The organism is Clostridioides sp. ZZV15-6383, from assembly GCF_020657735.1.
Classification (GTDB): Bacteria; Bacillota; Clostridia; order Peptostreptococcales; family Peptostreptococcaceae; genus Clostridioides; species Clostridioides difficile_D.
In genome coordinates this window covers 1-20,677 of record NZ_JAGWCV010000021.1, presented here as the reverse complement: position 1 = coordinate 20,677, position 20,677 = coordinate 1, and the positions used below count along the sequence as shown (strand labels likewise).

The following is a 20,677-nucleotide window of genomic DNA, read 5'->3' as shown; positions in this document are numbered from 1 at the left end:
AGATGGATATATGAACAAAATAAATAAAAATTTTAAAAATATTTGGATAGTATTAGTAGCTGTATCGATTTTTACCATGTTTATAATTTTTCAAAATAAGAATTGTAATACGGAAACCCCAATAGAAGCTTTTACAATTAAGAATCATAATAAAAAATTTGTATATCCTATGGGAAATATAATTGGAGTAAAAGCAAATACAGACGGTGTATTGGTCTTAGGGTATGAGGAGGAAGATGTAGACTATATTGGAGGCATACAAATTGGTGATAATATAGTAAAAATAGATAATAAAAGAATAAAAAATAGTCAAGATGTATCAGAAATTTTGAATACGGTTAAAAAGAGTAAAGTTGATGTGACTTTTGAGAGAAAAAATAAGTATAAAACAGAAGTAATAGAAACTAAAAAAGAAAATGGTAAATATAAACTTGGATTGTGGGTAAGGGATAAAATATCTGGAATTGGAACTATGACTTTTTATGACCCTAGCATGGAAAAGTTTAAAGCAATTGGTCATGCCATAAAAGATTCGGACACCAATGAACTATTAAAAATAAAACAAGGATATATATACAAGCCAGAACAATTAAAAATAGTAAAGGCTAGTAATGAAAAAGTAGGTAAAATAAAAGGTGATTTTAATGACAGTAATTTAATGGGGAATTTCTCAAATAATTCAGAACTAGGTATAAGTGGTAATATTACAGAAAAACATAATAAAGAATTTAATTTAGCAAATAAAGAAATGCAATTAATAGAAGTTGGAACACCACAAGATGTAAAAATAGGAGATGCAGTAATTCTTTTTGAGGACAAAAACAAAAATATAACAAGCTATGATATAAAAATAGAAAGTATAGTATATGATAAAGGAAATTATAGAGATATGGTAATAAAAGTAGTAGATGATAAGTTATTGGAATACACAGGAGGTATTGTACAGGGTATGAGTGGAGCTCCAATAATACAAAATAATAAAATTATTGGTGCAATAACTCATGTTTTTAGAGATAATCCGAAAAAAGGATATGGTATTTTTATAGATGAAATGATAAAATTGTAGGTGAGGCATTAAAAAATTTTATTATTTTATCAATTATCTAGAAGGAATATAATTTTGGAGTGTCGAATATGCTTTAGAGTAGATAATTAGGAAGCAATTGTGTAAAAAGTTTAGTTTTCTGTAATAAGAAGATGTTTTTTAATGGGGGGATTTTTAGTGGAAAAAATCAAAATAGTTTTAGCAGATGACAATAAGGATTTTTGTCAGGTATTAAAAGAGTATTTGTCTAATGAGGATGATATCGATATATTAGGCATAGCTAAGGATGGAATTGAAGCATTAGACTTAGTAAAAAAGACACAACCGGACTTATTAATATTGGATGTAATAATGCCACATCTAGATGGATTAGGTGTAATTGAAAAATTGAATACTATGGATATACCTAAAATGCCAAAAATAATAGTACTATCAGCAGTAGGTCAAGATAAGATAACTCAAAGCGCAATAAATCTAGGAGCAGATTACTACATAGTAAAGCCATTTGATTTTGTTGTGTTTATAAACAGAATTAGAGAACTAGTTTCTAATAGAGTTACTCAAGTTGAGCCAAAGCCTAGACCAGTTCAAGAAACTCAAATGACTAGAAGTGATTTTGTTAAGAATGTAGGAAATATAGAAACAGAAATCACAAATATAATACATGAAATAGGAGTACCAGCTCATATAAAAGGATATTTGTATTTAAGAGAAGCAATAAAAATGGTTATTGATAATGTTGAGCTTTTAGGTGCAGTAACAAAAGAGTTATATCCAAGTATAGCAAAAAAATTCAATACAACACCAAGTAGAGTTGAGAGAGCGATAAGACATGCGATAGAAGTTGCATGGAGTAGAGGAAAAGTTGATACAATAAATCAGCTATTTGGATATACGGTACACAATACTAAAGGAAAACCAACTAACTCGGAATTTATAGCAATGATTGCTGATAAATTAAGACTAGAACATAGTATGGTTAAATAAACAGACATAAAAAGTAAGGCTTTTTAATTAAGGCATTGGCTATAAATGCGTATTACAAGCAGCGAAACGGTATAACCAGCAAGGTTATACCGTTTCGCTATTTTAATAAATACAAAATTTTTATTTATTATTTGCTTAATATATCAATATAATAATTTTATTATACGATAGTTATAGTATGTGTCTTTACAAGTTGTAAATTGACAGTGGTTTATTTTTTAATATAAATATTGGCTTTAATGTAGATAAACCTTGTATTTTTAAGTGTATTATGGAATATATTAAATAAAAAAATGATGAAATATAGCATTGTGAATACCCAAGATGCAAAACAAACTTAAAACATTTATTTTATTGTTAAGTAATGCTATAATATAATGTGATTTTAATAATGATAGTGGAGGTTTAAAAATGAGAGTCGAGGCCCCTATAAAAGTAGATCGAAAAACCAAAAAACTTGCTAAAAGAGTTGGAAGTGGGGAAATAGCAGTTATAAATCATATCGATATAGATGAAGTTGCTGCAAACTCTTTAGTAGAAGCTAAAATAAAACTTGTCATAAATGCGGCTCCTTCTATAAGTGGTAGGTATCCCAATAAAGGTCCAGGAATATTAACTGAGAATAATATACTAATAATTGATAATATTGGAGAAGAGTTATTTGAAGAATTAAAAGAAGGACAGACTATAGAAGTTGTAGATGGAAAGATATATAGAGAAGGAAAATTTTTAGGTGCAGGCGAAGTTTTGGACAAGTATGAAGTTGCACATCAAATAAAGGCTGCTTATGAGAATTTAGCTGTAGAATTGGACAGATTTATAGATAATACTATAGATTATGCTAAAAAAGAAAAAGGATTTATACTTGGAGAAGTAGAAATTCCAAAAGTGAAAACTAATTATGCTAATAAACATGTATTGATAGTTGTAAGAGGTCAGGACTATAAAGAAGATTTAAGTACAATGCTTTCTTATATAGAAGAGGTAAAGCCAGTTTTAGTTGGTGTTGATGGAGGAGCAGATGCTTTAATTGAGTTTGGATATACTCCAGATGTAATTGTAGGAGATATGGATAGTGTAAGTGATGAAGCGTTAAAAAAGGCTAGTGAAATAGTAGTACATGCTTATACAGATGGAAGAGCACCAGGTCTTGAGAGGGTTCAGGAATTAGGTTTGGATGCAGTTGTATTTCCTGCACCAGGAACTAGTGAAGATATAGCTATGCTTATCGCTTATGAGTATAAAGCGGAGCTAATAGTGGCGGTTGGCACACATTCAAACATGATTGATTTCCTTGAAAAAGGAAGAAAAGGTATGGCAAGTACTTTTTTAGTTAGACTCAAAATAGGTTCAAAACTTATAGATGCTAAAGGAGTGAATTTGTTGTATAGAAGTAAATTAAAAATAAAGTACATATGGGCATTAATAGCAACAGCATTATTTCCTGTGTTGGTAGTTGCATCATTGTCACCAGGAGTTCAACAATTCATACAGCTAATGCAATTGAAGTTTAGAGTATTATTACAGATGTAAATTTTAGGAGGATAAATATGCATATTAATATGAAATATTATATAGTCACTATAGGTGCTATATTTATAGCTTTGGGTATAGGCATGTTAGTAGGATTTAATTTAAATAATAATCAACAATTAAGTGAACAACAAGCAAATATAATAAATGATTTAGATGATAAATTTAGTATCTTAAAAGAAAAAAATGATAAACTTGGCAGTGACCTAGCAAATGTAAATAGAGATTATGAAGAAGCAGTTAATTTTATAAATAAAAATGTAGATAAGATTTTAGCTGGTTTATTGAATGGTAAAAGTATAGGAATAATATCAGCTAATGAAAATGACGATTATACAAAGAATATAGAAGACATAATAAATAAATCTAATGGAAGTGTTGCATTTAATATAGTATTAAAAGAAAATATAGCAAATCCAGAAAAGTTAAAAGAAATCTCAACTAAATTAGGTACAGAGGTAAAAAATGCAAATGATGCAGTTAATTATATAATTGATACTCTTAAAAAGGAAGATGCAAGTGATATTCTGACATATCTTCAAGAGCTAGATGTAATAAAATTTAACTCTCTTGACAATACATATCTAAAATATGATTCTGTTGTAATAGCTGGTGGAAATGATGCAAAAGATAGTACAAAACAGTTTGAAAAGATAGAAAAATTTGTAGTTTCAAAACTTAAATCAGAAAATAAATATTTAGTTGAAGTTCAAAATACAGGAGTTAAAACTTCTTATGTAGGGCTATATTCTAAAAACAAGATTGCAACTATAGATAATATTGATGAAGGTGTAGGAAGTTTATCTTTAGCTATTCTTTTACAACAAGGTAATATAGTTGGTAATTTTGGTAGATTAGATACTGCAACTTCATTGTTGCCATCTATTAAATAGAAATAATTTTAAGGAGATAAAAAATGGATTCTTATATAAGTATAATAATACCAGCTTATAATGAAGAAAGTAGAATAAAATATACATTAGAAAGTATAGTGGATATTAAGCAAATAAATGAAATAATAGTTGTTGATGATGGCTCAACTGATAATACTGCTAACGTTGTATCTAAACTAGAGAATGAAAAGATTAAATTTTTTAAGTTAGATAAGAATAGAGGTAAAGGATATGCTTTAAATTATGGTATTAAGTTATCAATGAAAAATGCAGATATTATAGGGTTTTTAGATGGAGATTTAGAAAGTTCTGCTAAAGAAGTTGAAAAATTAATTGTACCTATATTAAATGGTGATGCTGATGTTACTATAGCCAAGTTTCCTCCTGCAAAGAAAAAAGGAGGCTTGGGTTTTGTAAAGGGTTTAGCTAAGAATTCTGTGTTTGAGATGACTGGTGTTGAGTTAGATGCAACTTTATCAGGTCAAAGAATATTTAAAAGAGAAGTTTTAGAAAAATTTGATGAAATACCTTTTGGATATGGAGTAGAAGTTGGAATGACCATTGATATATTAAAGTATGGATTTAAAATTAAAGAAGTATTAGTAAATATGACTCATAATGAAACAGGAAGAAATTTAAAAGGTTTTATTCATAGAGGGAAACAGTATTATCATATAAAAAAGGTTTTGGGACAAAAAAAGAAAGAATGGAGGTAATATCTTAGTGAAAGATTATATACTTTATACCATTTTATTATTAACTGGATTATTTGGAACCTATGCTGTAATTCCACTATTTAAGAATTTATTGATAAATGGAAATGTACTTAGACCAAACTATAAAAAAGATATGATACCAGTAAGTATGGGAATTGTATTTTTGCCTATGATTGTAATTAATGGAATAGTACTTGCTTTCTTTACTACAGAATTTAAGGATTTAGCATATATATTTATGTTTATGTTTGGCATGATATCCATGTTTTTTGCAGGGATACTAGACGATGTTGTTGGAAATAGAGATGTAAGTGGTTTAAAGGGGCATTTTAAAAGTCTATTTAAAGGAAGTCTTACAACAGGAGGTTTTAAAGCTTTATTTGGTGGATTTGTAGGACTTATAGTTTCTGTTTCTATATCAAAGGATCTAATTGATATAATGATAAATACACTAATAATAGCTCTATCAACTAATTTGATGAATCTTTTGGATTTAAGACCAGGAAGGGCAATAAAAGCATATTTATTCATAATGGTAATTATATTTTTAACATTGACAGGATTTGTTCAAGTTCTTCCATTACTTATAGTACCAAATGTACTTGCATATTTTAATTATGATTTAAAGGCAAGGGCTATGATGGGAGATACTGGTTCAAATGTCCTTGGAATATCTATTGGAATGCTTATTTCTTTTGGGTATCCATTTAACGTTAGATTAGGCTGGCTAATATTTGTAATTATTATGCATATATTCACTGAGAAATACTCATTGACTAAAATAATAGAAAAAAATAAATTATTAAATTTTATAGATAAATTGGGAAGGTAACATTATGATAAGCAAAAGAATGGGGACTGTTGAATCAATAGTAAGTCAAACTGAAACTCTAGATGATATAAGAGTAAATGTAAATGGGGAAATACAAAGGGCATATAATTATCCAAAAATATCTGGAACTATAAGTATAGGAGATGAAGTAGTCTTAAATACAACAGCAGTAGAACTGAGCTTAGGTACAGGTGGATACCATTTTGTAATAACTAATTTAAATAATTTAGAATCTACCTTAACTGAAGGTGGTCATATAATGAAACTTAGATATACACCTCTTCAAATAAAAGTGGATTCTGTTGAAGAACAAGAGAGTATTTATCATGATGAATTTGAGAAGTTTAAAAGCTTAGAAGGTCTTTCTGTTGTAGTGGGAACTCTCCACAGTATGCTGACTCCATTTGCAGCTTCATTTAAAAGAAATAATCCAAATAAAAAATTAGTATATATAATGACTGATGGAGCATCTCTTCCAATTTATTTAAGTAAAAATGTGAGTACTTTAAAAGAAAAAAAAATAATAGATAGTACAATAACTATAGGAAATGCATTTGGTGGAGATTGTGAATGTATAAATATATATACTGCACTAATTACAGCAAAAGAAGTATTAAAAGCAGATGTAGTATTTGTAAGTATGGGACCAGGAATTGCTGGGACAGGAACGAAGTATGGATTTACAGGAATTGAACAAGGTCCAATTCTTGATGCTGTAAAAAAACTTGGAGGAAGAGCAATAGCGATTCCAAGAATTAGTTTTGCTGATAAACGAGAAAGACATCAAGGCATTTCACATCATAGTATGACTATACTTAAAGACATTGTAAATGTAAATGTAGATATACCAATAACTATATATGATGATGAAAAATTAAAATTTATAAAAGAGCAAGTTAATTCAAGTGCTTTAGACAAAAAGCATAATATAATTTATATAGATAATAATAAAACTAAAGAGGATTTAGACTATTTTAATCTAAAAGTAAAAAGTATGGGAAGAAATTATGAACAAGATGAAGCATTTTTCAAAGCTGCAAGTACAGCAGCATATTACTTAATGGAGGTTTAAGATGGTATTAGAAGAAAAAACTATTAGTAGTGATAGGGTTTATACAGGTAAAGTAATTACTTTAAAGGTTGATACTGTTGAAATTCCAGGGCAAGGCTATCAAAAAAGGGAGTTAGTAGAAGTTGGTGGGGCAGTAGGAATAGTTGCAATTACAGATGATAATAAAGTTGTACTAGTTAAGCAATTTAGAAAACCTATAGAAAAGCCAATCTTTGAAATTCCAGCTGGTAAACTAGAAAAAAATGAAAGTCCAAAAGAATGTGCTGAAAGAGAATTAAAAGAAGAAACTGGTTATAGTGCAAAAAATATTAAGCTAATACATAAATTTTTCACTTCAGCAGGTTTTTCTAATGAGATAATGTTCGTATATTTAGCAACAGGTCTTACTCCAGGAGATAATAATCTAGATGCAGATGAGTTTTTAGATGTCTATGAAATTGAGCTTGAAGAAGCATATAATATGGTATTAAAAAATGATGTTGAGGATGCAAAAACTTCTATTGGATTATTATTAGTAAAAGATTTGTTTAAAAATTAATATTTATAAAATGAATAACCCCTTGTCCTAAAGCATATTATTTTATAAAGGACAAGGGGGAATAAAATTGAGAAGAACATATAGAAAAAATGATTTTAGAGAATTGAATAGACAAATAATTATTATAGGATTGTTGTTTATGATGTCTATTGTTGTTGGGTCTTACATAAATAAAATTTTACCAGGTTCTAGTGACAATATATTAAATAATATAAATCCTGCTGTAGAGTATTACAATCTAAATATAAACATAAAAGATACAGTTATACAAAATTTAAAATCAGATGTAATCTTTATGGGTTCAATAGCTCTATTGAGTCTGTTTGTAGTAACAATTCCAGCAGTGCTTGTAGCTTTTGTATTAAAAGGTATGTCAATTGGTTATACGATAAATAGTTGTATACTGGCATTAAAATTTAAAAGTATAAAAATGATTTTAATAATATTATTTAAAAATTTGATTATTATTCCATGTGCAATCATACTAACATTAATTAGTCTAAGCTATTTTAAAGAGATGGTTTATGAATTTAAAAAGAAAAATAAAAAAAATATGCAATTTTTAGTTAAGAGGTATATACTAAATATTATAATTATAATAGCACTATCATTGGGGTTGCAATTAATATTGAATACTGTAAGTATTGGTATTATTAAGTTCCTAGTTAAATAAAGGAGTTTATAATGGATATTATAGAGGGATATATAGATTACATAAAAGATAAAAAAAGATTATCAGAAAATACAGTGGCATCATACGTTATGGATATAAAAAAATATATGGAATATATAAATCAAAAAAGTATTAAACTAGTAGATATAGTGGAAAATGATATTATAAGTTACTTAATAAAGTTGGAAAAAGATAATGTATCAATAGCTACAATAGCGAGGATGATATCATCTATAAAATCTTTTCATGATTATTTATTTTTAAATCATGTATGTACAAATAATCCTGCAAAGGATATAAAAAAACCTAAAATAAAAAAAGAAGATATAAATATACTTACAGAAGAAGAAATTGAAAGATTACTAAACTTTCCAAAGTTAACAACACCTAAGTTGATTAGAGACAAGGCTATTTTCGAAGTATTATATGGTACTGGTATAAAAGTATCTGAATTAGTAGATATGAATATAGAAGATGTTGACCTTGACATTGATTATATTTATTGTAATTCATGCTGTAAAAGTCAAAGAGTGATACCACTTTGTGATATTACAAAACTTTATTTAGAGAAATATTTAAAAGAAGCAAGACCTAAAATCGCTGTAGAAGGTGAAAAATCATTATTTGTAAGTTCATTAGGTCAAAGGTTTACACGACAAGGTCTTTGGAAAGTTATAAGAAAATATTCTAATTTAGCTAATATAGATAAAAATATAAATCCTACAATGCTTAGACATTCATTTGCAATTCATCTGTTAAATGAAGGCGCTAACATTGCTGTTGTGAGTAAAATTTTAGGAAATGTTAATTTATCTAGTTTGCAAGTATATTTAAATCATATAGATAAAAACGTGAGAAGAGAAATAAAGGAAAAACATCCTAGAAATGATATTGATATAGAATTACAAAAAGCAGAAGCTAAATAGACTGTATAGCAAATTTTATAATTTAAAAGGAGTATATTTATATGAGCAGAGTAATTTGGATTGTAATTGATAGTGTTGGGATAGGAGCATTGCCTGACGCTGAAAATTTTGGAGATAGTAAGGATGTAAGTACTCTTGGAAATATATTCAGGGAATATCCAGATATAAAGATTCCTAATATGAGAAAACTAGGTATAGGAAATATAGATGGTGTAGATTTTTTTGAAAGTATAAAAGATCCAATAGGTTGTTTTGGAAAATGTAAGGAAATGTCTCAAGGAAAAGATACTACTACTGGTCATTGGGAAATGACTGGTATAATAGTTGAAAAACCTTTTAAGACATTTGAACATGGATTCTCAAAAGAAATAATAGAAGAATTTGAGGAGAAAACTGGAAGAAGAGTAGTAGGAAATAAACCAGCTTCAGGAACTGTAATAATAGACGAGTATGGAGAACATCAAATAAAAACTGGCGATGTAATAGTATATACTTCAGCTGATAGTGTATTTCAAATAGCTGCTAATGAAGAAATAATACCACTAGAAGAACTTTATAAGATGTGTAAAATAGCTAGGGAAATAATGATGGGAGATAATGCAGTAGCTAGAGTAATAGCTAGACCATTCATAGGTAAGAAAAAAGGTGAATTTGTGAGAACTTCAAATAGAAGAGATTATTCATTAGACCCATTTGAGCCAACAGTTCTTGACAATATAAAAGAATCAGGATTTGACGTTTTAGCAGTTGGAAAAATAGAAGATATTTTTAATGGAAAAGGAATTACAGAGGCTATTCACACTAAAAGTAATATGGATGGAGTAGATGAAACTTTAAATTATATGAAACAAGATAATAAAGGTCTGATATATTCAAATCTTGTTGATTTTGATTCTAAATATGGTCATAGAAGAGACCCAGAAGGATATAAGAAAGCACTTGAAGAGTTTGATAGTAGACTTCCTGAAATAATGGACAATATGAGAGAAGATGATATTCTAATAATCAATGCAGACCATGGGAATGACCCAACATATAAAGGTACAGACCATACGAGAGAATATATTCCAGTTATGATTTATGGTAAAAAGGTTAAGAAAGGTTTTAATTTAGGAGTGAAAGATACATTTGCTGATATTGGAGCAACTGTTGCAGATATATTAAATGTAAAATTGCCTAAACATGGGTCAAGCTTTAAAGAAGATTTATTTTAAATTAGAAAATGATAAAAAGTTAAAAAACTTAACTTAATAGGATGGAGGGATTGGAATGTTTGAAAAGATAGAACAAAGTAGTAAATTTATAAATTCTAAAATTAATATAAAGCCTAAAATTGGTTTGATATTAGGTTCTGGACTTGGCGATTTAGCAAATGATATAGAAGGTTCTGTTACAATTAAATATAGCGAAATTCCAAATTTCCCTGTATCAACTGTAGAAGGACATGCTGGACAACTTGTTATTGGAAAACTTGGAGGAAAAGAAGTAATTGCTATGCAGGGTAGATTTCATTATTATGAAGGATACTCTCAGAAAGAAGCTACTTTTCCTGTAAGAGTTATGAAAGCCTTAGGAGTTGAGATTCTTATAGTAACTAATGCTGCTGGAGGCGTAAATAAAAAGTTTAAAGCAGGAGATTTGATGATTATAAGAGACCATATAAACTTTAGTGGGAATAATCCATTGGTAGGGAAAAATGATGATAGGCTTGGAGCTAGATTTCCAGATATGTCAGATGCCTATTCTTCTAAATATGTAGATATAGTTAAAGAGTGTGCTAAGCAATACAGTATAGATGTAAAAGAAGGTGTTTATATGTTTTTTAGTGGACCAAACTATGAAACACCAGCAGAAGTAAGAATGGCTCAAATTTTAGGAGCTGATGCTGTAGGTATGTCTACTGTTCCAGAAGTCATAGTAGCAGCACACTCTAATATAAGTGTTATTGGTATATCTTGTATAACAAATATGGCTGCTGGTATCTTAAATCAGCCACTAAGTCATGAGGAAGTAATACAGACTACTAAAAAAGTTAAAGTAGAATTTATGAACCTAGTTAAAAGTACAGTTGAAAATTTATAAATATCTTGAATTTATAAAATTTTTGAATAAATTTATAACAAAATAGTCAATGTTTGATTTAAAAATAATTAATAAGGAGCTGTCTTGATATAGAAAGTTATTTCTAATAAGGGACAGTTTTTTTATAATACTATCATATTTAAAAATATTTTAAAGTTTAAAACTTATTTAAATTATTAAAGAGTAGAATGGAGATTTCAAGTATGAGAATGTATGATATTATAAAAAAGAAGAGAGATAATCTAGAACTTAGTAAAGAAGAAATAAATTATTTTATAGAAAACTATTCAAAAGGGGATATTCCTGATTATCAAGCTTCTGCACTGTTAATGTCTATTTATTTAAATAAGATGAATAAACAGGAAACTGTGTATCTTACAGAAGCAATGATGAACTCAGGTGACATGATAAACTTATCAGATATAGATGGTATAAAAGTGGATAAACATAGTACTGGTGGTGTTGGAGATAAGACCACTATAGCTCTTATACCTTTGGTTGCTTCATGTGGAGCACCAGTTGCAAAGATGTCTGGTAGAGGTCTTGGTCATACTGGTGGTACTATTGATAAATTGGAGTCTATACCAGGTTTTTCAACAGAAATGAATATAAATAAGTTTATTGACTCTGTAAATAAGTCTAAAATAGCAGTTTGTGGTCAAAGTGCAAAAGTAGCAATTGCAGATAAGAAAATATATGCTCTTAGAGATGTTACAGCTACAGTTGATAATATATCATTAATAGCATCCAGTGTAATGTCTAAAAAATTAGCTTCAGGGGCTGATGCAATTGTGTTAGATGTAAAAACTGGAGATGGAGCATTTATGAAGACTTTAGAAGAGTCTTTTGAATTAGCGAAATCTATGGTTGATATAGGTACTGGTATGAATAGGGATACAATAGGAATTGTAACAGATATGGATGAGCCTTTAGGGTTTGCAGTAGGGAATTCTTTGGAAGTTATAGAAGCCATTGAGACTTTAAAAGGAAATGGTCCTGAAGACCTTGTTGAACTATGTGAAGTATTAGGAGCATATATGTTGGTTTTATCAAGAGTTGTAGACAATTTTGATGATGGTGTAAAAAAGATAAAAGAATCTATAAAATCTGGTAGTGCTATACATAAACTTAAAGAGTTTATAGAAAACCAAGGTGGGAATAAAGATGTAGTAGATGATTATTCTCTATTCAAAAAATCAAAATATAAATATCCAGTTAAATCAAATAAATCAGGTTATATAAGCAAAATTAAAGCTGAAGATGTTGGTGTATCAGCTATGATTCTTGGAGCAGGCAGAGAAACTAAAGAGGATATTTTAGATTTATCAGCAGGGATAATTTTAGAAAAGAAAGTTGGAGATTTTGTAAATGAAGGTGACATTTTAGCATATATGTATTATGATGATGAACAAAAACTATCATTTGCAAAAGACAGATTTATTGATTCATATTCTATTGTAGATGAAAAAATAGACAAAAATAAATTAATATATGGTATTGTAACTAAAGATGAAATTAAAAAGTTTTAGAAAATTTTAGAAAAGTGATTATAAAAGACCTAACATGTCAAAAATAGTGTTAGGTTTTTTATTTTTTTGATAAGCGATAAATGGTAACAAAAATATATATTTTAAAACATTTTTTACAATATAAATAATTTTATTCTACAAGATGATTGAAAATTAAAGTATCTAGCTTTATAATAGAAAATGGATAAATATACATAAGGAGTAGATTATATTATGAGATTTAAAAAAAATAGATTAAAGTTAACAGCATTAATTATTGTTATATTAATTATTTTAGCAGGGATATTTGTATCTATGCAAATAGGTCCTTATGATAAAAGTAACAAGAATGATGTAATTATCGATATTCCAAGTGGAGCATCTGTTGGAAAAATATCTGACATATTATATGAAAATAAATTAATAAAAAATGAACTATTATTTAAACTTTTGGTAAAGGTTAGCAATAAAGCTCCATCTATAAAATCAGGAACATACTTACTTAATCAATCATATTCAAATAATGATATAATAAGTCTTTTAGTTTCAGGCAAAATATATCAGAATGGTATAAAAGTAACTATTCCAGAGGGTGCTACATCCAAAGAAATTATAGCAATGTTAGTAAATAAAAATTTAGGGGATAAAGCTACTTTTGAAAAATTAATAAAAGAGCCTCAAGAATTTTATGATAAATTTCCATACTTGAAAGAAGATGGAATAACTTCTTTAGAAGGGTTCTTGTATCCAGAAACGTATTATTTTAATTCAAAGAAGCAATCAGAAAAAGATATTCTAAGCGAAATGTTAAATGTATTTGACAGTAAATATATGGACAAGTTTAAAAAGAAACAAAAAGAATCAAAGATGACTCTTCAAGAAGTAATGGAAATGGCTTCAATAATTGAGAAAGAAGCTGTTCTTGACAAAGATAGACCAATAATATCAAGTGTGTTTTATAATAGACTTAAGGTAGGTATGCCTCTTCAATCAGATGCTACAATACAATATATATTTGAAGAGAGAAAGAAAATTGTAACGTATGATGATTTAAAAATTAATTCACCATATAATAGTTACAAAAATAAAGGATTACCTCCTACACCAATATCAAATCCTGGTATAAAATCTATTGAAGCAGCACTATATCCAGACAAAACAGACTATTTATACTTTGTAGCTAAGATTGATGGTGGAAATAACTATAGTACAAACTATCAAGACCATTTAAAATATGTTAAAGAGTATAAAGAAGCAAGAGAGAAGCAAGCAAAAGATACAAAGGCAACGAATAAAGAGAATACAAAAGAATAAACAATGATTATAAAAAGTCTAACAGGGTAAGAATAATGTTGGGCTTTTTTATTGAAAATTGTTATTCTTAGATTTATAATAAAGAAAGTGTAAATATATATAACAATATGAATTTAAAAAATAATAAATTAAGACAAAACTTGAACATTTATTATTTTAGGGAGTGTTTTTATGAGTAATATAGTTAATGATTTGGTTGAAGATTATATAAGAGTGACATTAAAAGAAAAAGAAGGACTTTTAAAAGATTTGGAAATTTATGCAGAGGAAAATAGTGTTCCTATAATACATAAAGAGGTCTCAGATTTATTAAAAGTATTATTAAAGATTCAAAAGCCAAAGAGAGTTTTAGAAGTAGGATGTGCTATTGGTTATTCTTCTATTTTTTTTGCAACTATTATAGGGAAAGATGCAGATATCGTAACTGTTGAGAGAAATGAAAAAATGATAGAAAAAGCAAAAGAAAATATAAAATTAGCTGGATTTGACAATAACATAACTATACTAGAAGGAGATGCAGAAGAAAAACTTAGTCAAGTCCAAGGTGAATTTGACCTTATATTTATAGATGCAGCTAAAGGGCAATACAAGTTATTCTTTGATTTAGTTATAGATAAACTAAAAGATGGTGGACTTTTAGTATCTGATAATATTTTATATAAAGGTATGGTTGCTCATGATGATTTTGTTGTAAGAAGAAAGAAGACCATAGTAAAAAGGATGAGAAATTATTTAGATTATATATGTAATTGTGACTATTTAAGTACATCATTGGTACCAATAGGTGATGGTGTGGCACTAAGTTATAAAGAAAGTAAAAGAGGTGACGTAGATGGAATTAAATAAAGTTGAACTTTTAGCTCCAGCAGGTGATTTGGAGCGATTGAAAATAGCTATAACATATGGAGCAGATGCTGTTTATATAGGTGGAGAAATTTTTGGAATGAGGTCTGCTGCAAAGAACTTTAGTAAGGAAGATATGGCAGAAGGAGTAGCTTTTGCACATGAAAGAGGTAAGAAAGTATTTGTAACAGTAAATATAATACCTCATAATGAAGATTTTCTACAATTAGAAGATTATTTGTTGGAATTAGAAGAGATAGGTATAGATGCAGTTATAATAGCTGACCCAGGAGTGCTTAGTGTTATTAAAAAAGTAATTCCGAATATGGAAATACATTTAAGTACACAAGCGAATACAACTAATTATCTAAGTGCAAATTTCTGGTACGAGCATGGAATAAAAAGGGTTGTAGTGGCAAGAGAATTGTCTTTTGATGAAATATCTGAGATAAGAGCAAAAACACCTTTAGATATGGATATAGAAGCGTTTATGCACGGTGCTATGTGTATTTCTTATTCTGGGAGATGTCTAATAAGCAACTACATGACTGGAAGAGATGCAAATAAAGGTTCTTGTGCTCAATCTTGTAGATGGCAATATCACTTAGTTGAAGAAAAAAGACCTGGAGAGTATTTCCCAATATATGAAGATGAAAGAGGTACATTCTTTTTTAACTCAAAAGATTTATGTATGATAGAGTATATACCAGAATTAATCAAATCTGGTATAACAAGTTTAAAAATAGAAGGTAGAATGAAGACTGCATACTATGTAGCTACTGTTGTAAGAGCATACAGAATGGCAATAGATGAATTTTACAAAGACCCAGAAAACTGGAAGTTTAATCCAATGTGGATGGAAGAGTTAAAGAAAGGTAGTCATAGACATTTTACATCAGGTTTTTACTTGAATAAACCAACAACAGAAGACCAAAACTATCAATCAGCATCATATGTTAGAAACTATGATTTTATAGGTATAGTCAGAGAAACAGAAGATGAAGATGGTCTTATTGTAGTTGAGCAAAGAAATAAAATGTGTGTTGGTGATGAAATAGAGGTCATGGGACCATATAAAGAAACTATGTTTACTAAAATTGAAGAAATGTATAATGAAGAGGGAGAAGCTATAGAGTCAGCTCCTCATCCTAGACAAATAGTGAAGTTAAAGCTATCAGTAAAAGTTGGTAAAGATTATATGCTTAGAAAAGTTATAGAAGAAAAGGTTGAAGAATAATAAAAAATTGATAAAAATAGTATTAGCCCCTTAGAAATTGTCAATAATGAAATTATCTAAGGGGTGATTTCATGTCAAAAAAGAAGACTCCATTTTTGAAAAAAGTGGGAAAGAGAAGCTGGTATATATTTACTATAATTTTAATAATTTATAGTGTTTTAATTTATAGACTAGTTGATATACAGTTATTAAAAGGTGATAAATACAAACAAAGTGTTGAATCGCAAAGTGTTGAGAAAGTAGAGTTAAATAGTGGAAGAGGAATAATCTATGATAGAAATAACAAAAAACTTACAGATACAAGTAAGTCTCAGGTATTGGTTGTTGAAAAAGAAAAATTAAATAATAACTATAAAATTTTAGAGCTTGTTAAGAAAGCTACTAAGATGAATGATTTAGATATATATAAAGCTATACAAGAACAATTGACACGTCCTATAATACAGATTCAGGCTAAAAAGATTGATAGGAGCATGAAAAAAGAGCTTGAAAAAAATGGAATAATAGTAGAAGAAAAAACCATGAGATATTCAAAAGATGGTTTATTATCACATACAATAGGATATATAAAAGAAGACGATAAATCAGGTCAATCAGGAATTGAAAAGAGTATGGATAGTGTGCTTAGAAATTCAAATGAAAAGTATATAAGTGCTTTTAAAGCTGGAGATGCAGGAAATGAAAAGTCTCTAAACATACTAAAGGGAAGTGTAAAAACTGTTGATGATAAGGATAAAGATAGACATCTAAAAACTACAATTGATTATAACATTCAAAAAAAATTAGAACAGATACTAAACAAAGAAGAAAATCCTACAGCAGTAGTAATCTCAGAGGTATCTACAGGTGAAATTCTTGCAATGTGTTCTAGACCTAATTTTGACCAAAATGACATATCAAAAAGTTTAAAAGGAAAAAATGGGGAATTTGAAAATAGAGTTATAAAAGCGACATATCCACCAGGGTCTGTATTTAAGATGGTAGTTTTATTTTCTGCACTTGAAAATGGTGTTATAGATGAGAACTACACTTATAATTGTACAGGAAAGACTAAAGTTGGGAATACTAATGAGATACTAAGATGTAACAAAAGAGATGGGCATGGTTTTCAAAATTTAAGACAAGCTTTTTCTAATTCATGCAATCCTGCATTTTTAGATATAGCTATGAAGCTTGGCAAAGAAAAGATTTTGAAATCTGCTGAAAAATTGCATTTATTTGAAAAAGTTGATATTGGTCTTGATGAAGAAAAAATTAGGGAAGCTCCCAAAAATATATCAATACGAAATTTAGCTATAGGTCAAGAAAATATAGAATTCACACCACTGCAAATAAATCAAATGACTCAAATAATGGCTAATAATGGAACATTCAAACCATTGTACTTATATAAAAGTCTTGTGGACAATGATATGAATACAATAAAAACTTATAAATCTTCAAAAAAGGAAGAACTTATTTCTCCCTATGTGTGTACACAAGTTAAAGAATATATGAAGTCTGTGTCTAAGGTTGGTACAGCCAAAGACTTGAAGGATTTAGATGGTGGATGTGGAGTTAAAACAGGTACAGCTCAAAGTAGTTTGAACAAAAAAGCAATAGACCACGGATGGATAACTGGATTTTATCCAGAAGAAAGACCTAAGTATGTAATAACTGTACTAGTAGAAGGAACTCAAAAAGGAAGTAAATCTGCAATACCTATATTTAAAGAAATATGTGAAAGTATACAATAAAATTATGTAGCTTAAAATTTAAGGATATATCGTAATTTTGATTTTCAGACAGAAAGTTTTGTCTAACAATGTACGATATATCCTTTTAAATATAGTATTAATTTTCTTGAACAAGCTCTTTTTCTAGTTTTTTAAGAGCCTTTTTTTCGATTCTAGATACATATGACCTCGATATATCGAGTTTTTGTGCAATTTCTCTTTGCGTCTTATAGCCATAAGGAGTTAACCCGTATCTTAACTGGACAATTTCTCTTTCTCTAGGAGTAAGAATTTTGTTTAGTTGCTCGTAAAGTTTTCCAACTTGAACTTTTAGCTCAACTTCATCAAGAACATAGTTAGCCTCTGTACCAAGTATATCTAAAAGGCTTATTTCATTACACACTACTCTTTATATGTTATTGATATTACTAGTCTTCATGTAATTTCAAATGAACCATTAATTCAAAAGAATCTAGTTTTTGTTCTTTAGACTTATAATAAACTGCTTTATCAATTACAGATTTTAGGAGTTTATTTTTTCCAAGTGAATCTGAATCATGGTAAAGTGATAACACAGTTTTAATATCTTCTATTATTTTAGCATTGTCTTTTTTAACAGTACTCAATCTATTTTTTACTGTCTTAATTGAATCTTTAATTTCTTCAGTTCTTGAACTTATATTGTTGGACCTTTCAATAAATGTATCTTCATCATATATTCCTCGTTCTAGTAAATCATATAACTTATTTTTTTGCTTGCCTAATTCTTTTAATTCAGTTTCTAAGCCCTTTAAGACTCGCTTTTGAAATTCTATATTACTATCTTTATTATTTTTATCTAAGTCTAAATCAGATGCTTTTAATTGATATTTTTTTACAGTGTCTTCCAAAGATTTCAAAATGGCAGCTTCAATAAATTCAAATCGAGAACTTTTATTGCAACCAGGATGATAACAAATTATATAGTCATGGTCTGCATATGGTCTATATACTAATGGTCTACCACAATTTTTGCAAATCACTATTCCTGCAAGTGGATTTTTTATTTGATTACCATAGCTGACATGACCATTTTTTTTAAGTATATTTTGAGCCTTTTTCCATGTTATTTCACTTATTAAAGGTTCATGTTTTCCTTTTGCTTCAATCCATTCATCTTTAGGTCTTAGTTTAACTGTTTTTATTTTATTTGGATTTTTAGATTTTTTGTAGTCCTTTTTTTGCCACTGAATGTAGCCACAGTAGACCTTATTTTTTATTATATTTGTAATTGCAGAATTGTACCAATTAGCACCTGTAGCAGTTTTAATGCCTAAGTTATTTAGGTATTTTGATATTTTACTGCAACCCATATCTTCATTAATATATAAGTTAAAGATGGTCCTAACTATATCAGCATCCTTATTTGGTACAAGTATTCTTTCTTTTCTGCCTGTTGTTACAGCATCATATCCAAATGGAGCAGAAGTTCCTATGAAATTACCTTCTTCAACTGATTTTATTCTACCTCTTTGCATACGTCTAGATATAAGTTTTAGTTCTTTTCTTGCCATAAATGCTTCAAATTCTGAATACTCTTCATCAAATTCATCTGTTAAGTCATATGTTTTTCTAGGTGTGATGATTTTGGTTTTGCTTTCCTTAAAAGTTTCTAGTATGATACCTTGGTCTTTCATGTCTCCACGGCCAAGTCTGTCTAAGTCCATTACTAGAACTGCATCGTATTTATTTTCTTCAACTTCTTTTAGAAGTTCAAGCATTTTGGGTCTATGTATTATACTTTCGCCAGAAACTAATTCTTCTTTTATTTCAATTACATCTAAGTTTTGTTCTTTTGCTAGTTTTAGTAGGGTTGATTTATGTCTACTTAAAGTTTCAAATTCACCTTGCTTTTCTGCTTCTTCATCAGCACGAGATTTTCTTAAGTATATAGCAACACTCATAATAAGTAATCACACTGCTACTCAAAATATGGTCAAATATATCCATATCGAGATTTTTCCTTCTTCATTGAACCTCGCCTTGCCTAAGCTACTACGGATTTGGTATAGTTCTCCAAAGGCTTAAATTCCGAAGTTAGCCCTCCGTACATATATAAGTGCTTTTAAGCTATCTTATATTTTTTAGCATTTTTAAGATTAATACTTGCATTTAAATCTCTATCAATAGATAATCCACATTCACATTTGTACACTCTATCTTTAAGTTTTAAACCTTTATTAACCTCTCCACATTGGCTACAAGTCTTTGATGATGGATACCATCTATCAACTACTCTAAGTTCTATATTATTTTGCTTGCATTTAGCAGTTAGTTTATTTCTAAATTCAAAAAACTTTTGACTTGATATCGCCTTTGATAAATGCTTATTCTTCATCATTCCAGTAACATTTAAATCTTCAATGGTTATATGGCTTGGTTTTTGCTCTATTACCTGAGATACTGTTTTATTAATATAATCAGTTCTTATATTAGCTAATCTTTGATGAATTTTTTGTACTTTGACTATCTGTTTTTGGATATTCTGACGAGTAGCTACTCCTTCTTTTATATTTTTATTTCTTACTTTTAAACTCTCATATTTTCTTGAAAGTTTTCCTTGTTCTCTTTTTAATTTCTTTTCAACTTTTTTGACAGTTGAAGTCTTGTTTATATTTTTAAATTTACTTCCATTTGAACATATTGCAAAATCTTTAATTCCTAAGTCAATACCTATTCCTTCATTAGTACATTTAGATACTTGAATATCATCTTCCTCAACTA

Annotated in this window: 20 protein-coding genes; 17 read left to right on the top strand and 3 right to left on the bottom strand. The window is 28.5% G+C overall.

Going from position 1 to position 20,677, the window contains the following annotated elements; genetic code table 11:
• Positions 1-10: 10 nt before the first annotated feature.
• The 17 genes from KGF42_RS09565 (at position 11) to KGF42_RS09485 (ending at position 17,935) form a co-directional block, all read left to right on the top strand.
• Entirely contained in the window at positions 11-1,066 is a 1,056-nt protein-coding gene (locus KGF42_RS09565; RefSeq protein ID WP_227826206.1) for a SpoIVB peptidase S55 domain-containing protein, read from the top strand.
• 141 nt (positions 1,067-1,207) lie between these two features.
• Entirely contained in the window at positions 1,208-2,032 is an 825-nt protein-coding gene (gene spo0A, locus KGF42_RS09560; protein ID WP_003424711.1) for a sporulation transcription factor Spo0A, read from the top strand.
• 411 nt (positions 2,033-2,443) lie between these two features.
• Positions 2,444-3,565, top strand: a complete 1,122-nt coding sequence (steA, locus tag KGF42_RS09555) for a putative cytokinetic ring protein SteA (protein ID WP_107594194.1) — start codon at positions 2,444-2,446, stop codon at positions 3,563-3,565.
• 17 nt (positions 3,566-3,582) lie between these two features.
• Positions 3,583-4,458, top strand: coding sequence for a copper transporter (locus KGF42_RS09550; RefSeq protein ID WP_227821453.1), 876 nt, complete (start codon positions 3,583-3,585; stop codon positions 4,456-4,458).
• A gap of 23 nt (positions 4,459-4,481) precedes the next feature.
• Positions 4,482-5,174: a glycosyltransferase family 2 protein gene (locus tag KGF42_RS09545; protein WP_227821454.1), complete on the top strand. Its 693-nt coding sequence runs from the start codon at positions 4,482-4,484 to the stop codon at positions 5,172-5,174.
• A 7-nt stretch (positions 5,175-5,181) separates the two neighbouring features.
• Positions 5,182-6,006, top strand: a complete 825-nt coding sequence (locus KGF42_RS09540) for a glycosyl transferase (protein WP_227826205.1) — start codon at positions 5,182-5,184, stop codon at positions 6,004-6,006.
• A gap of 4 nt (positions 6,007-6,010) precedes the next feature.
• Complete coding sequence (locus tag KGF42_RS09535) at positions 6,011-7,078, top strand: DUF3866 family protein (RefSeq protein ID WP_227826204.1); 1,068 nt, start codon at positions 6,011-6,013, stop codon at positions 7,076-7,078.
• 1 nt (position 7,079) lies between these two features.
• Complete coding sequence (locus KGF42_RS09530; protein WP_227821457.1) at positions 7,080-7,616, top strand: NUDIX hydrolase; 537 nt, start codon at positions 7,080-7,082, stop codon at positions 7,614-7,616.
• Positions 7,617-7,683: 67 nt separating this feature from the next.
• Entirely contained in the window at positions 7,684-8,289 is a 606-nt protein-coding gene (locus KGF42_RS09525; RefSeq protein WP_054273228.1) for a stage II sporulation protein M, read from the top strand.
• A gap of 11 nt (positions 8,290-8,300) precedes the next feature.
• Complete coding sequence (locus KGF42_RS09520) at positions 8,301-9,215, top strand: tyrosine-type recombinase/integrase (protein ID WP_227821458.1); 915 nt, start codon at positions 8,301-8,303, stop codon at positions 9,213-9,215.
• 41 nt (positions 9,216-9,256) lie between these two features.
• Entirely contained in the window at positions 9,257-10,429 is a 1,173-nt protein-coding gene (locus KGF42_RS09515) for a phosphopentomutase (protein ID WP_107594196.1), read from the top strand.
• A 55-nt stretch (positions 10,430-10,484) separates the two neighbouring features.
• A complete protein-coding gene (locus KGF42_RS09510) occupies positions 10,485-11,297 on the top strand; it encodes a purine-nucleoside phosphorylase (RefSeq protein WP_054273231.1) in 813 nt (270 codons plus the stop codon).
• A gap of 203 nt (positions 11,298-11,500) precedes the next feature.
• Positions 11,501-12,826 (top strand): pyrimidine-nucleoside phosphorylase, encoded by a 1,326-nt coding sequence (locus KGF42_RS09505; protein ID WP_054273232.1) that lies wholly within the window; start codon positions 11,501-11,503, stop codon positions 12,824-12,826.
• A 213-nt stretch (positions 12,827-13,039) separates the two neighbouring features.
• Positions 13,040-14,119, top strand: a complete 1,080-nt coding sequence (gene mltG, locus KGF42_RS09500; RefSeq protein WP_227826203.1) for an endolytic transglycosylase MltG — start codon at positions 13,040-13,042, stop codon at positions 14,117-14,119.
• Between the two features lie 171 nt (positions 14,120-14,290).
• Positions 14,291-14,965, top strand: a complete 675-nt coding sequence (locus tag KGF42_RS09495; RefSeq protein WP_227826202.1) for an O-methyltransferase — start codon at positions 14,291-14,293, stop codon at positions 14,963-14,965.
• Positions 14,952-16,199: a peptidase U32 family protein gene (locus KGF42_RS09490; protein ID WP_227821461.1), complete on the top strand. Its 1,248-nt coding sequence runs from the start codon at positions 14,952-14,954 to the stop codon at positions 16,197-16,199. The genes KGF42_RS09495 and KGF42_RS09490 overlap by 14 nt, the downstream gene beginning before the upstream one ends.
• 71 nt (positions 16,200-16,270) lie before the next feature.
• Positions 16,271-17,935, top strand: a complete 1,665-nt coding sequence (locus KGF42_RS09485) for a peptidoglycan D,D-transpeptidase FtsI family protein (protein ID WP_227826201.1) — start codon at positions 16,271-16,273, stop codon at positions 17,933-17,935.
• 97 nt (positions 17,936-18,032) lie between these two features.
• Here the strand turns inward: KGF42_RS09485 and KGF42_RS09480 are convergent, their stop codons facing one another.
• The 3 genes from KGF42_RS09480 to KGF42_RS09470 form a co-directional block, all read right to left on the bottom strand.
• The gene (locus KGF42_RS09480) at positions 18,033-18,317 is read right to left on the bottom strand and encodes a sigma-70 family RNA polymerase sigma factor (RefSeq protein WP_079739991.1); all 285 of its coding nucleotides are present in this window, start codon (positions 18,315-18,317) and stop codon (positions 18,033-18,035) included.
• A gap of 25 nt (positions 18,318-18,342) precedes the next feature.
• Positions 18,343-19,857, bottom strand: coding sequence for a recombinase family protein (locus KGF42_RS09475; protein ID WP_227826200.1), 1,515 nt, complete (start codon positions 19,855-19,857; stop codon positions 18,343-18,345).
• Positions 19,858-20,018: 161 nt separating this feature from the next.
• On the bottom strand, positions 20,019-20,677 hold a 659-nt coding region (locus KGF42_RS09470), incomplete at its 5' end, for a transposase (protein WP_227826199.1).

Bases quoted from the DNA above. Each gene is read 5' to 3' on its own strand.
- KGF42_RS09510 (WP_054273231.1), top strand. From the start codon at position 10,485: ATGTTTGAAAAGATAGAACAAAGTAGTAAATTTATAAATTCTAAAATT.
- KGF42_RS09490 (WP_227821461.1), top strand. From the start codon at position 14,952: ATGGAATTAAATAAAGTTGAACTTTTAGCTCCAGCAGGTGATTTGGAG.
- KGF42_RS09550 (WP_227821453.1), top strand. From the start codon at position 3,583: ATGCATATTAATATGAAATATTATATAGTCACTATAGGTGCTATATTT.
- KGF42_RS09515 (WP_107594196.1), top strand. From the start codon at position 9,257: ATGAGCAGAGTAATTTGGATTGTAATTGATAGTGTTGGGATAGGAGCA.
- KGF42_RS09505 (WP_054273232.1), top strand. From the start codon at position 11,501: ATGAGAATGTATGATATTATAAAAAAGAAGAGAGATAATCTAGAACTT.
- KGF42_RS09545 (WP_227821454.1), top strand. From the start codon at position 4,482: ATGGATTCTTATATAAGTATAATAATACCAGCTTATAATGAAGAAAGT.
- KGF42_RS09565 (WP_227826206.1), top strand. From the start codon at position 11: ATGAACAAAATAAATAAAAATTTTAAAAATATTTGGATAGTATTAGTA.
- KGF42_RS09520 (WP_227821458.1), top strand. From the start codon at position 8,301: ATGGATATTATAGAGGGATATATAGATTACATAAAAGATAAAAAAAGA.
- steA (WP_107594194.1), top strand. From the start codon at position 2,444: ATGAGAGTCGAGGCCCCTATAAAAGTAGATCGAAAAACCAAAAAACTT.
- spo0A (WP_003424711.1), top strand. From the start codon at position 1,208: ATGGGGGGATTTTTAGTGGAAAAAATCAAAATAGTTTTAGCAGATGAC.
- KGF42_RS09535 (WP_227826204.1), top strand. From the start codon at position 6,011: ATGATAAGCAAAAGAATGGGGACTGTTGAATCAATAGTAAGTCAAACT.
- KGF42_RS09495 (WP_227826202.1), top strand. From the start codon at position 14,291: ATGAGTAATATAGTTAATGATTTGGTTGAAGATTATATAAGAGTGACA.
- mltG (WP_227826203.1), top strand. From the start codon at position 13,040: ATGAGATTTAAAAAAAATAGATTAAAGTTAACAGCATTAATTATTGTT.
- KGF42_RS09485 (WP_227826201.1), top strand. From the start codon at position 16,271: ATGTCAAAAAAGAAGACTCCATTTTTGAAAAAAGTGGGAAAGAGAAGC.
- KGF42_RS09475 (WP_227826200.1), bottom strand. From the start codon at position 19,857: ATGAGTGTTGCTATATACTTAAGAAAATCTCGTGCTGATGAAGAAGCA.
- KGF42_RS09530 (WP_227821457.1), top strand. From the start codon at position 7,080: ATGGTATTAGAAGAAAAAACTATTAGTAGTGATAGGGTTTATACAGGT.